Raw genomic sequence first — 13,157 nt, forward strand, 5'->3', positions numbered from 1 at the left:
CGGGCCGGGTGATCAGCTGCGGGGCAGGTGCAGGCCCCGGGTGGCGATGACGTTGCGCTGGATCTCGGTGGTGCCGCCGAGGAAGGTGGACGCCACCGAGTCCCTGCGCATGTGGGTGAACGCGGCGTTGAGGGGAGCCCCTTCACGCTCCCAGAGGGCGGCGGACCGTCCGAACGCCCGCGCGCCCGTACGCGCGAGCCGCTGGTGCAGCTCGGCGCCGAAGAGCTGGTTGATGGACGCCTCGAAATCGGGTTCCTCGCCCGCCGCCTGCCGCGACACGGTGTAGCGGGCCAGGTTGTACAGGACCCGGATCTCGGTCTTCCGGCGGGCGATCTCCTGCCGCAGCGCGGGGCTCGTGCGCCCGTACCGCGCGCCCTCCGGCGACCGCAGGTAGGCGACGAGCTCGGCGAGCGCCTGCTCGTACTTGATCGTCGCGCCGATCCCGGCCCGTTCGAACCCCAGCGCGGACATCGCGACGTACCAGCCGCGGTTCTCCTCGCCGACGCGGTCCGCCACCGGCACCCGGACGCCCTCGAAGAAGATCTCGCAGAACGGCGCCGCGCCGCGCAGATCGGTGATGGGACGGATCGTCACGCCCGGCGCGTCCGCCTTGATGAGCAGGAACGTGATGCCCCGGTGCGGGCGCTCGGCATCGGGATCGGTGCGCACCAGGACGAACAGCCAGTCGGCGTACTGCCCGAGGGACGTCCACACCTTCTGCCCGTCCACCACGTACTCGTCACCGTCGCGCACGGCTCGACAGCGCAGGGACGCCAGGTCAGAGCCCGACCCGGGTTCGGAGAACCCCTGCGCCCACGTCGCCTCGCCCTTCGCGATCGCGGGCAGATGCGCGGCCTTCTGCTCCTCCGTGCCGTGCACCAGCAGCGTCGGGCCGAGGAGGAACGCGCCGATGCCGTTCACCGTCGGCACCCGCGCCCGCATCATCTCCTCGTGCAGGATGAACTCCTCCAGCGCCGACAGCCCCGCGCCGCCGTACTCCCTCGGCCAGTGCGGCGCGATCCAGCCCCGCCCGGCCAGCGCCGCCGCCCACGCCCGCGCGCCCTCACGCCGTCCCTGATCGTCGGCGACCCGGTCGACGGGCCAGTTGTAGCCCGCCACGTCCTCCGGTTCGAGGCTCTGCTCCTCGTCCCCCGCCGGACGGTACGACGCGGGGAAGCTCTCCTTGACGAAGGCCCGCACCTCCTCGCGGAACGCGGCCTCCTCCGGTGTGTCGTCCCAGTTCACCGGCCGTCCGCCTCCCGGTCCCATGTCGTCTCGGTGATCCCGTGCTCGCCCTGCGCGCGCAGCCTGAACTTGGCGACCTTGTCGGTCGGCGTGCGCGGGAGCGCCTCCACGAACTCGACGTAGCGCGGCACCATCGACCGCGGCAGCCGCTCCTCGCAGTAGGCGATCAGCTCGGCCGGGTCCATGCCGGTGTCCGGCTGCACCACGATCGACACCTTGATGTCCTCGTCCTCCAGCTCCGAGGGCACGCCGATGGCGGCGCACTCCAACACCGCCGGATGCTGGTTGATCTCGGTCTCCAGGTCGAAGGCCGAGATGTTCTCACCGCGCCGGCGGATGGCGTCCTTCATCCGGTCAAGGAAGAAGTAATACCCGTCGTCATCGCGCCATACCCGGTCTCCGGTGTGGAACCACATGTTCCGGAAGCAATGGGTCGTCGCCTCCCAGTTCCCGTAGTACCCGGTCGTCAGCACGAACGGCTGCTTCGGCCGCAGCACCAGCTCACCAGGCTCCCCCGGACCCACCTCCCGGTCGTACTCGTCCACCACCGCGACCTGGAACCGCTCCTCGTGCGCCCGCCCGCACGAGCCCGTCCGCCACTCCCCGTACGGGCTGCCGGTCGCGATGCCCGCCTCGGTGCTCGTGTACGTCTCCACCGACCGGACCCCGAAACGCTCCCGCATCGGCTCGTCCAGGTTCGACTTGCCCATGTAGAACGTCTCCAGCCGATGGTCGCGGTCGCGCGACGTCGGCGGCCGGTTCAGCAGGATCGGGATCATCGAGAACACGCTCATGCACACCTGCGCGTCGAAGCGGCGCACGTCGTCCCAGAACTTCGACGCGCTGAACCGCTCGACGATCGCGATCGACCCGCCGCCCAGCAGCGCCGACAGCATCCCGTCCCACAGCGCCGCCGCGTGGAACAGCGGCAGCGGGCAGTAGATCGTCTTGCCCCACCGATCGAGAAAGTCCAGCGAGTCGTAGGCGCAGGTCAGCGCCAGCGCATGCGGGACCATCGCGCCCTTGGACGGACCGGTCGTCCCCGACGTGTACATGATCGCCTGCATGTCGGCGAACCCGACCGGCACCTCGACGCGCCCGTCCCCGTCCTCCGGCAGGGCCGACAGGTCCCGCGCGGGCTTCCCCAGCCGGTCCAGCAGCACCCCGTTCGACGCCGCGTCCCGCACGATCACCCCGCCGAGCTTCGGCAGCCGGTCCGCGACGTCGACGATCCGTTCCGCGTACGGCCCGTCGATGACCAGCCAGCCCGAATCCGAGCTGTCCAGCACATGCCGCAGCAGCTCGCCGCGGTACGCGATGTTGATCGGCACGGCGACCGCGCCCAGCCGCGCCAGCGCGAAGATCAGATGGACGAAGTCGGCGCAGTTGGGCAGCATCACGCCCACGTGGTCGCCGCGCCCGATCCCGGCGCCCGACAGCGCCCGGGCCAGCCGGTCGGCGGTCGCGTCGACCTCGCCGTAGGTGATCTCGCCGTCCCGGAACTTGAGGAACGTCTGTCTTCGGTGAACCTGCGCCTGCGACCGGAGAACGTCCCCGAGGACGAAGCTCTCCAGCGTCTCCTTGCGCATCCGGACCTCCGCTGTCGCTGTGTGCGTCGTCGTAGGTGGCGTGCGTCGTCGTGGGTGGCGTGCGTCGTGGCGGTTGTGCCGGTGGAATGGAATCGGCCAGGAGTGATCCGCAACCGGACATTGCCTAAATTAGGGGAACACGAAACGCTATAACCGGCAAGAGTGACCAAAAGGGAACAACACTGTTCTAGCGGTGATCTACTGGGACCCAAGCGACCGATGTGACCAAAGCCACACCCCTACTGTCCCCCGATTTCGGTCGCCCACCCCACCGTCACCGTGACGTCCGGAACCCGTCCCCGCTCCGTTGTGCGCTCACTCGTTGACCATCAGTGCTTGCCATGACATCAAATTCCCGTGGGAAGCCTCAGGCCGTGTTCCGGGACGAGAAGGTGCGGCGGTAGGCCGTCGGGGGGACGCCCACCGTGCGGGTGAAGTGGTGGCGGAGGTTGGCCGGGCTGCCGAGGCCGCAGCGTTCGGCTATCTGGTCCACGGAGAGGGACGTGGTCTCCAGCAGCTCGCGGGCGTAGTCGATCCGGATGCCGCGCACCCAGGCCATGGGCGTCGTTCCGGTGACGGAGTGGAAGCGGCGGATGAGCGTGCGGGTCGTGACGTTGGCCTGGCGGGCCAGGGCGGCGACGGTCAGGGGCTCGTCCAGGCGCCGGCGGGTCCAGTCGAGGAGGCGGCCCAGTTCGTCCGCGTCCTGGACGGTTGTGCCCGCGTCTATGTACTGCGCCTGGCCGCCGGGACGGTGTGCGGGCATGACGAGGCGTTTGGCCAGCGCGCTGGCGACGGCGGCGCCGTGGTCGGTGCGGACGATGTGGAGGCACAGGTCGAGTCCGGCGGCGGTGCCCGCGCTGGTCAGGATGTCGCCGTCATCGATGTAGAGGACGGAGGCGTCCACCAGGACCTTCGGGTGGCGGGCCGCCAGTTGACCGGCGTGCATCCAGTGGGTGGTGGCCGGGCGTCCGTCGAGAAGGCCGGCGGCGGCCAGCACGAAGGCCCCCGTGCACAGCGACACGACGCGGGCGCCGTTGGCGTGCGCCGCGCGGACGGCGTCGATCAGGTCGGACGGCTGATCGTCGAGGACGTTCGCGCACGCGGGGATCACGACGGTGTCCGCTTCGGCGAGCGTGTCGAGCCCGTACTCGGCGTCCGCGGCGAACCCGGCCGCGGTGCGCGTCCCGGCGGGCGCGCACAGGCGGAAGTCGTACCAGGACGCGGTCAGCCCCGGCCGCCGGTAGCCGAACACCTCGCACGGGATGGCCAGCTCGAAGATCGGCACGCCTTCGGTGACGGCCACGGCCAACGTGTGCATGTCACTATTTTAGCGGTAATGGTCGTTCCTGCCACTTGGGGCGGTCGCACCGGGGCGCGAGAGTGGGTGTATGGACGATCTCCCCGTTGGACGTGCCTCCTTCGACCCGCCGCGGCAGGCGGCCGAGCGGCTTTGGCGGCACGTCGCCGAACTGTTCCGGGACGAGCGCGAGCGGATCGCCGAGCGGGCCGTGAGCGCGCCCGTCGACGTCCCGCACCTGAGGGCCGCCATCGGCGCGTACGACTTCGACCGTCCGGCCGACCCCGAGGCGGTGATCGACGAGGTCGCGGAGTTGCTGCGGGCGGCGACCGTCCACACGACGCACCCCCGCTATTTCGGCCTGTTCAACCCCACGCCGACCCTGATGGGGATCATCGGCGAGACCCTTGCCGCCGCGTTCAACCCGCAGCTCGCCGCGTGGTCGCACGCGCCCGCGGCGGCGGAGATCGAGGCTCACCTGCTGCGGTTCCTGGGCGGACGGCTGGGCTACCCGCCCGAGTCGGTGGCCGGGTCGTTCACCAGCGGCGGCGCGGAGGCGAACATGACCGCTGTGCTGCTCGCGCTCACGAGGACCTGGCCGCGGTACGGCACCGAAGGGTTGCGGGCCCTGGACGGCCGTCCGGTCATGTACGCGTCCGCTGAAAGCCATCTGGCCTGGTTGAAGATCGCGCACGCCACCGGCATCGGACGCGACGCCGTGCGCCTCGTCCCCACCGGGCCCGGCCTGGGACTGGACGTGCCGCACCTGGCCCGCTCGGTGGCGGCCGACCGGGCGAACGGCGACCTGCCGTTCCTCGTCGTCGCGACGGCCGGGACGACGGCCGCCGGGGTCATCGACCCGCTGCACGAGCTGGCCGATCTCTGCGGCGATCTCGGCCTGCGGCTCCACGCCGACGCCGCGTACGGGGGCGCGGCGGCGCTTTCGGACCGGCTGCGGCCCGCGCTGTCCGGCATCGAACGCGCCGACTCGATCACGCTGGACGCGCACAAGTGGCTGAGCGTCCCGATGGGTGCGGGTGCCCTGCTGTCCACCGACGCGGAAGGGCTCGCGGAGACGTTCCGGGTCACCACGTCCTACATGCCGGCCGACGTCCCCGACACCGTCGACCCCTACACGTCCGGCCAGCAATGGTCGCGGCGGTTCATGGGGCTGAAGCTGTTCCTCAGCCTCGCCGTCGCCGGGCGGGCCGGGTACGCGGAGCAGTTCGAGCATGACGCCCGCCTGGCGGACGACCTCCGCGGAGCGCTCGCGGCCACCGGTTGGGACATCGTCAACGACACCCCGCTCCCCGTCGTCTGCTTCGCCGATCCGGACAACGGGACATGGGAACACCACGACGCGATCGCCCATCAGGTCGTCGGCGGCGGGCGCGCGTGGATCAGCCCCGTCCGGCTGGACGGACGCGCCGCCCTTCGCGCCTGCGTCATCAGCCACCGCACCACGCCCGCGGACGTGGACGAACTCGTCCAGGCGGTGAACGACGCGCGGAAGGCCGCAGCGTGAGACGCGCTCAGCCGCGCCTCCCAGGCCCCGCGGGAATACGACGCCGCAGGTCGAAAACGAATTACTCCTCCAAGGAAGTGAGAGGCGGTTCTTTGGGAACAACCCAGAATCATGGAGAAGATCAAGACCGGCGGCTCGGACGACGACGGCGGCTTCCCCGTACCCCTTGAGAAGGGCCGAACACGCACAGACTGGATCGTCTACGGCTTCACCGCGGTTCTGTCCGCCCTGTTCGTGCTCTGGGGTTCGGTGTGGACGGACAACCTGAGCAAGACGGCGCAGTCGACGCTCGACTGGCTCCTCGCGAACGTGGGCTGGCTGTTCGTCCTGGCCGCGACCGGCTTCGTGATCTTCTCGCTGTGGCTGGCGCTCAGCAAGTACGGCAGGATCCCGCTCGGCCTTGAGGACGACGAGCCGGAGTTCCGCACCGTCTCGTGGATCGCGATGATGTTCAGCGCGGGCATGGGGATCGGGCTGATGTTCTTCGGCGCGGCCGAGCCTCTGATGCACTACGTCGAGCCGCCCCCGGGCACCGACCCGGCGCAGAGCGCGCCGGCGATCGAGACGGCGATGGCCACCACGATGTTCCACTGGACGCTGCATCCGTGGTCGATCTACGCCGTCCTGGGCCTGGCGATCGGGTACGGGCACTACCGCCGCGGCCGCAGCCAGCTGATCAGCGCGGCGTTCGCGCCGCTGTTCGGCCGCCGCCGCGCCGAGGGCCCGGTCAGCAAGCTCATCGACATCCTGGCGCTGTTCGCCACACTTTTCGGCTCCGCCGCGTCCCTCGGCATCGGCGCCCTGCAGATCCGCACCGGGCTGCAGGAGGCCGGCTGGATCGAGACCCTCGGCACCTCCGTCCTCGTGATGATCATCGTGGTGCTGACGATCTGCTTCGTCGTGTCGGCCGTCTCCGGCATTGCCCGCGGCATCCAGTGGCTGTCCAACATCAACATGGTGCTGGCGGCCCTGCTGGCGGTCTTCGTGTTCGTGGTCGGCCCGACGGTGTTCATCCTCGAACTGCTGCCCACCTCGATCGGCGTCTACATCCGGGACTTCGGCGAGATGGCCTCGCGGTCGGGTGCCACGGGCGGCGAGGCGATGGACTCCTACCTGTCCAGCTGGACGATCTTCTACTGGGCGTGGTGGATCTCCTGGTCGCCGTTCGTCGGCATGTTCCTGGCCCGGATCAGCCGCGGCCGCACGATCCGCCAGTTCGTCGCCGGCGTGATCCTCGTCCCCAGCGTCGTCAGCCTGGTCTGGTTCTCGATCTTCGGCGGGGCGTCCATCAGCCAGCAGCGCGGCGGCCTCAACCCGTACGGGAGCGGCTCGGAGGAGGACATCACCTTCAACATGCTCGGCCAACTGCCGTGGGAGCTGATCACCGCGATCATCGTGATGGTCCTGGTCGCGATCTTCTTCGTGTCCGGTGCGGACGCGGCGTCGATCGTCATGGGCACCCTCTCGCAGCGCGGCTCGACCGACCCCTCCCGCTGGATCGTCATCTTCTGGGGCGCCATGACGGGAAGCGTCGCCGCGATCATGCTGGTGATCGGGGGCGATGAGGCCTTGAACGGCATCCAGAACATCACCTTCATCGGCGCGCTGCCGTTCACGCTCGTGCTGATCCTGCTCTGCTTCTCCCTGGCCAAGGACATCCAGAGCGACCCGATGATGCAGCGCCGGACCAAGGGCGCCGAAGTCCTGGAGGACGCCGTGCTGACGGGCACCCGGGAGCACCGCGGCGATTTCGGGCTGGTGATCGAACCCTCCGACAACGACGACTCCGGCCCCGACGACACCCCCACCCGCCGCTGACCCGGCAGCGATGTTCGCGTCGCCGCGGGGTAGGGAGTGCCTCGTCGAACGGCGCCGCCGGCCTGGCCGTGGCCCCGGTCAGACGATGGGGCGGTTCTTTCGGAGGCGGCGGCGGAAGTCGCGGAGGTAGAGGTTGAAGGGGAACTCGCGGGCCGGGCGGGGCAGGACGCTGTTGGTGCGGGCCAGGACGCGGGTCAGGCGGTCGAAGCGGCGCTGGTCGCGGGGCGTCCAGGAGTAGCCGAGCTCGTCGCGGAACTGCTGGGGCAGGAAGCCGAGGGTCAGGAAGCGGTTCGTACGGGCGAACGGCAGGCGTACGGGGGCGGGCATGAAGCGCAGTTCGGTCAGGTCGCGCAGGTAGCCCCGGGTGAGGTCGTCCATCTCGATCTTGCTGAGGCCGTCCTGCCAGTACTCCTCGAAGGCGGCCCGGTCCGCCGGCCACATCTCCTCCTTGACCTGGAGGGTGGTGCCGAGGCGGGCGCCGGCCCGGTACAGTTCCCCGACCTCCTCGGGGGACGGTTCCCCGTAGAGGGTCCGGTGGATGATCTCGACGCCCTGGTAGAGGCAGGCGGCGACCCAGAGCTGGAGTTCGGGGTCGAAGGCGTTGTAGGCGACGGGTTCCTTCGCGCGGACCTGCCGGTGGGCGCGGTTGACCTCCCGCCGCATCGCCTTGCGCTCGTCGTCGGTGCCGAGCAGCGCGACGGCGAGGTAGGTGAGGGTCGTGCGGGTCCGCTTGACCGGGTGCTTGTCGACGCGGCCGCTGTCGACCTTGCTGTTGGCGACGCCGTGCCCGACGGGGAGGCGGGCGAGCTGCATGACGACGTTCGCTGCGGCGGCCGCGAGCGCGAGGCCGCTCATGGAGTCCTGGAGGACGTCCGGGGACGTCTCCTCTGCGGTCGCGGTCATATCGGGCCCACTCCCTGATACATAGAGGCGATCTCCGTCTCACTGTGCCATCGTAAGTGGGTACTTGCAAGGGCGCCCGGGAGTGGGCGCCCTCACACGGATCAGGCGTAAGGATCCTCCCTGGCCTGGACGCGGGTCGCGAACGTCTTCAGCGCCTCCAGGCCCTGGAGGTAGGGCATCGGGCCGTAGGAGACGCGGGCGACGCCCATGGCGGCCAGGTCCGCGACGGACGTGCCGGGGAAGTTGTTCGCGTTGACCGGCCCCGGCAGCCCCTTGACCAGGGACGGGACGGCGTCCTTGGGCGCCGCGATCGGGTAGACGCAGTCGGCGCCGGCCTCCAGGTACAGGCGGCCCCTGGCGATCGCGGCGTCGAGCGGGTCCGCGGCCTGGTTGGTGAACGTGTCGACCCGGGCGTTGATCACCAGCGCGTCGCCGGCGGCGTCCCGGACGGCTGCGAGGTATTCGGCCTGCGTCTCGGGGTCGGCGAGTTCCCCGGCGTAGGTGTCCTCCAGATTGCAGCCCGCCGCGCCGATGGCCAGGAGGCGTTCGACCAGCTCGGCGGGCTGCAGCCCGTACCCGGCCTCGGCGTCCACGGTGACGGGGACGGTCGCGGCGCGGATGACGCGTCCGGCGGCGGCGAACATCTCCTCGGCGGGCGCCCCCTCGTGGTCGGGGTAGCCGAGCATGGCGGAGACGGCGGCGCTCGCGGTGGCGAGGGCCGGGAAGCCGATCTCCTCGACGGTGGTCGCGCTCGCGGCGTCCCAGACGTTCGGCAGCAGCAGCGGGTCGCCGGGACGGTGCAGTTCACGGAGGCGCTTGGCATGTTCGGTCATCTTTGCTTCCTTCCCTTTTCGATAGTGGACCAGCCGGACTTCCAGAATGTGACAGCGGTCCGGGAGGCGGTGACGCGGCGGGCTGGGTTAGCGTCGGAGCGATCACCGCCCCGCGATGAGGGAGTGCGCATGCTGCCGTGGTCCGCCGAGTTCGCCGGCCGCCTGGAAGAGCACGTCGTCAGCAGTGAGCTGCTGCGCGGCAACCCGCTGAAGGACCCGCACGAGCGTCCCGTCCTGGTGTACGTCCCGCCGGGCTACGACGACGAGCCGGAACGCCGCTACCCCAGCGTGTACGTGATCACGGGGTTCACCGGGCATGTCGGGATCTGGCGTAACCGGATGCCCTACCGGCAGCCGTTCCCGGAGACGGCCGACGCGGTGTTCGCGTCCGGGGAGGCGCCGCCCGCGATCGTGGTGTTCGTGGACGCGTGGACGGCGCACGGCGGCAGCCAGTACGTCGACTCGCCCGGCACGGGCCGCTACCACTCCTACATCTGCGACGAGATCGTCCCGTGGGTGGACGGGCACTATCGGACGCTGGACGCGCCCGAGCACCGGGCGATCAGCGGCAAGTCCAGCGGCGGCTACGGCGCGATGATCACGCCCATGCTGCGCCCCGACCTGTTCGGGGCGCTCGCGACGCACGCGGGCGACGCCCTGTTCGAGTACTGCTATCTGACCGAGTTCCCCAAATGCGTCCGGCATCTGCGCAAGTATGACGGCGACATCTGGCGGTGGTGGGACGACTTCAACGGGCGCACGTCGTTCACCAAGCCCGAGGACATGGAACTGCTCAACATCCTCGGCATGGCGCTGTGCTATTCCGCGCGCGACGACGGCGCCCCGGAGCTCCCGTTCGACCCGGTCGACGGCGTGATCCGGCAGGACGTCTGGGAGCGCTGGCTCGCCTGGGACCCGGTGCGGATGGTTCCGGGCCACGCCGAGGCGATGCGTTCGCAGCGGGCGATCTGGATCGACGGCGGGACGCGCGACGAGTGGTACCTGGACGTGGGCGCGCAGGCGTTCCACCGGGCCCTCCTGGACGCGGGCGTCCAGGAGGACGTGATCCACTTCGAGCTGTTCGACGCCGGGCACGGCGGCATCGACTACCGCTACCCGCTCGCCCTGTCCTGGCTCTGCCACAACATCGCCCCCTGACCGCGGCGGCGGCCGCCGAACGCTCACCCCGCCCCGAAGGTTCCCGCGCGGACGGACCGATCGGACCGGACGGGCCGGACCGGTTCTACCGGGTCGGCCCGTCCGCGCTGCGTAAACGCCGTTTTCCAGACTTTCATTAACAGCGCCAGCGGAATTGAAAATCCAGTATGAAATGGATTCATTGACAGTTTTAACAACAAGGAGTGCACTTCGGGGCAGCTCATCCGGATGAGTCCCCCATCCCAAGCCCCGTCGGACGGGCGGCGGCCCCGCGGAACGCTCCCACAAGGACGTCCACGTGCCCCGCCCTGTCCGGCACGTGGAAGGAGCACCCCCCGTGAGACACCAGACCGCGATCGGGGCGGCGGCGTTGTCCGTCGGCCTCGCCGTGGCGATGTCCGTTCCCGCCACAGGTGCGACGACCCGCACCGCCCCCGCGGCCCCGGCGCAGCCGGATCCCCGCACCGTCGCCGCCTCCTCGGCCGACCGCCTGGTCGCGGCGAAGCCCGCGGAGTTCAAGAAGGCCCCCGAAGAGAAGATCGTCCGGCGCGGCGTCACGTCCGGCCTCAACGGACTGCAGCACGTCTCCTACGACCGCACCTACGACGGACTGCCCGTATACGGCGGCGACTTCGTCGTCACCACCAACGCGAGCGGCGGAGTGCTCAGCACGTCCGTCGCCCAGACCCGCAAGCTCGACGTCTCGACGACGGCGGAGATCTCGGCGGCGCAGGCCGCCAAGACCTCCCGCGCCCGCGTGTCCAAGGTCGAGAGCGCGTCCAAGCCCCAGCTGAAGGTCATGGCCGAAGGCTCCGGACGCCTCGTCTACGAGACCGTCGTCAGCGGCGTCCAGAAGAAGGCGCCGACGAAGCTGCACGTGTTCGTCGACGCCAAGACCGGCAAGGTCGTCCAGACCTGGGACGAGGTCCAGGACGCCGTCGCCGACGACCAGAGCTACTACCACGGCACCGTCGACATCAGCACCGCGGCGACGTCGATGAGCGACCCGCAGCGTCCCGGCGTCCGGTGCGGCGGCCAGAACGGCTCCACCTACACCGGCAGCGACAGCGCCTGGGGCAACGGCAGCGGCACCAACCTGGAGACCGCCTGCGTCGACGCCATGCTCGCCGTCCAGAAGCAGTGGGACATGCTGGACACGTGGCTCGGCCGCGACGGCATCAACGGCAACGGCGGCGGCTTCCCCATGCGCGTCGGCCTGAACCAGGCCAACGCGTACTGGAACGGCAGCTACACCAACTACGGCCGCAACTCGTCCGGTACCCGGCAGGCCACGGGCGCCGACGTCGTCGCACACGAGAACGGCCACGCCGTGTTCAGCACCACTCCCGGCGGCGCCGGCGGCGGCAACGGCAACGAGAAGGGCGGCATGAACGAGTCGGCCGGCGACATCTTCGGCGCGCTGACCGAGCACTACATGAACGAGCCGGCCAACCTGGACCCGCCGGACTACCTGGTGGGCGAGGAGGTCGACCTGGTCGGCCAGGGCCCGATCCGCAACATGTACAACCCGGGCGCGCTCGGCGACCCGAACTGCTACTCGTCCTCGATCCCGCGCACCGAGGTGCACGCGGCCGCGGGCCCGCAGAACCACTGGTTCTACCTGCTCGCCGAGGGGTCGAACCCCGGCAACGGCAAGCCGAACAGCCCCACCTGCGACGGCTCGACCGTCAACGGCATCGGCATCCAGAAGGCCGGACAGATCTTCATGGGCGGCCTGAACCGCAAGGTGTCGAACTGGAGCCACGCCAGGGCGCGCATCGAGACGGTCAACGCGGCACTGCAGCAGTTCCCCGGCTCCGCCACCGAGTGCAACGCGGTGAAGGCGGCCTGGAGCGCGGTGAACGTCCCGGCGCAGAGCGGCGAGGCGGGCTGCGGCACCCAGCAGAACGACTTCTCGATCTCGCTGAGCCCCGGCACCGGCCGGACCCCGGCGGGTGGGACGGCGACCGCGACGGTCGGCACGCAGACCACGGGCGGCAGCGCCCAGCAGGTCTCGCTGTCGGCGACGAGCAGCCCGTCCGGCCCGACCGCCACGTTCTCGCCGGGCACCGTGACGACCGGCCAGTCGTCCACGATGACCGTGAACGTCCCGGCCGGAACCGCTGACGGCACGTACCGGCTGACCGTCCTCGCCGAGGGCGACTCCATCGAACGGACGGCGACGTTCACGCTGACCGTCGGAGACGGCCAGCAGGGCACGGTCTTCTCGGACGACTTCGAGTCCGGCCAGGGCTGGACGACCAATCCGGACGGCACCGACACCGCGTCCGCGGGTGCCTGGGAGCGCGGCACCCCGCAGCCGACCAACTGGTCGGGAACGAACCTGCAGATCGCCGCGGCCGGTGGCAGCGCCGACCTGGTCACCGGCGCCGCGGCCGGGACCGGCGCGGGCAGCTATGACCTCGACGGCGGCGTGACCAGCGTCCGGTCGCCGGCGATCAGCCTGCCCAGCGGCACCCTGTCGCTCAGCTTCTCCTGGTACCTCGCCCACCTGAACAACAGCACGACGGACGACTACCTGCGGGTCCGGGTCGTCGGGCCGAACGGGTCGAGCACCGCGCTGAGCCAGAGCGGCGCCATGGCCGACAACGGCGCAGCGTGGCAGACGGCGACCTACGACCTGTCCGCCTACGCCGGCCAGACCGTCCGCATCGTGGTCGACGCGGCCGACTCCGGCACCGCCAGCCTCGTCGAGGCGGGCATCGACAACGTCCTGATCACCAGTTCCTGACCGCCCCCCGCCCGCGGCCCGTGACGGGGCCCGCTCC

Annotated in this window: 9 protein-coding genes; 4 read left to right on the forward strand and 5 right to left on the reverse strand. The window is 70.4% G+C overall.

Features of this window, described 5'->3' with window-relative positions; genetic code table 11:
- Window positions 1-12 precede the first annotated feature (12 nt).
- The 3 genes from ACTWPP_RS22205 to ACTWPP_RS22215 all read right to left on the reverse strand — a co-directional run bounded on the left by ACTWPP_RS22205 (window position 13) and on the right by ACTWPP_RS22215 (window position 4,152).
- Complete coding sequence (locus ACTWPP_RS22205; RefSeq protein ID WP_443106246.1) at window positions 13-1,245, reverse strand: acyl-CoA dehydrogenase family protein; 1,233 nt, start codon at window positions 1,243-1,245, stop codon at window positions 13-15.
- Complete coding sequence (locus tag ACTWPP_RS22210) at window positions 1,242-2,834, reverse strand: AMP-binding protein (RefSeq protein WP_443106247.1); 1,593 nt, start codon at window positions 2,832-2,834, stop codon at window positions 1,242-1,244. The genes ACTWPP_RS22205 and ACTWPP_RS22210 overlap by 4 nt, the downstream gene beginning before the upstream one ends.
- Before the next feature lie 367 nt (window positions 2,835-3,201).
- Window positions 3,202-4,152: a GlxA family transcriptional regulator gene (locus tag ACTWPP_RS22215; protein ID WP_443106248.1), complete on the reverse strand. Its 951-nt coding sequence runs from the start codon at window positions 4,150-4,152 to the stop codon at window positions 3,202-3,204.
- A 70-nt stretch (window positions 4,153-4,222) separates the two neighbouring features.
- Here ACTWPP_RS22215 and ACTWPP_RS22220 point away from each other — a divergent pair, with 70 nt between their 5' ends.
- Window positions 4,223-5,656: a pyridoxal phosphate-dependent decarboxylase family protein gene (locus ACTWPP_RS22220; protein ID WP_443106249.1), complete on the forward strand. Its 1,434-nt coding sequence runs from the start codon at window positions 4,223-4,225 to the stop codon at window positions 5,654-5,656.
- A 111-nt stretch (window positions 5,657-5,767) separates the two neighbouring features.
- Window positions 5,768-7,474 (forward strand): BCCT family transporter, encoded by a 1,707-nt coding sequence (locus ACTWPP_RS22225; protein WP_443106250.1) that lies wholly within the window; start codon window positions 5,768-5,770, stop codon window positions 7,472-7,474.
- Window positions 7,475-7,552: 78 nt separating this feature from the next.
- Here the strand turns inward: ACTWPP_RS22225 and ACTWPP_RS22230 are convergent, their stop codons facing one another.
- Both ACTWPP_RS22230 and ACTWPP_RS22235 read right to left on the reverse strand, forming a co-directional pair.
- On the reverse strand, window positions 7,553-8,377 hold the full coding sequence (locus ACTWPP_RS22230) for an oxygenase MpaB family protein (RefSeq protein ID WP_443106251.1): 825 nt from the start codon (window positions 8,375-8,377) through the stop codon (window positions 7,553-7,555).
- Window positions 8,378-8,478: 101 nt separating this feature from the next.
- Entirely contained in the window at window positions 8,479-9,210 is a 732-nt protein-coding gene (locus ACTWPP_RS22235; protein ID WP_443106252.1) for an isocitrate lyase/PEP mutase family protein, read from the reverse strand.
- 129 nt (window positions 9,211-9,339) lie between these two features.
- Between ACTWPP_RS22235 and ACTWPP_RS22240 the strand changes: the two genes are divergently transcribed.
- Together ACTWPP_RS22240 and ACTWPP_RS22245 are read left to right on the forward strand one after the other, a co-directional pair.
- Entirely contained in the window at window positions 9,340-10,368 is a 1,029-nt protein-coding gene (locus ACTWPP_RS22240) for an alpha/beta hydrolase (protein WP_443106253.1), read from the forward strand.
- A gap of 337 nt (window positions 10,369-10,705) precedes the next feature.
- Window positions 10,706-13,120 (forward strand): M4 family metallopeptidase, encoded by a 2,415-nt coding sequence (locus ACTWPP_RS22245; protein WP_443106254.1) that lies wholly within the window; start codon window positions 10,706-10,708, stop codon window positions 13,118-13,120.
- Window positions 13,121-13,157: the final 37 nt, after the last annotated feature.

Source organism: Actinomadura sp. 3N407, assembly GCF_052245875.1.
Taxonomy (GTDB): Bacteria; Actinomycetota; Actinomycetes; order Streptosporangiales; family Streptosporangiaceae; genus Spirillospora.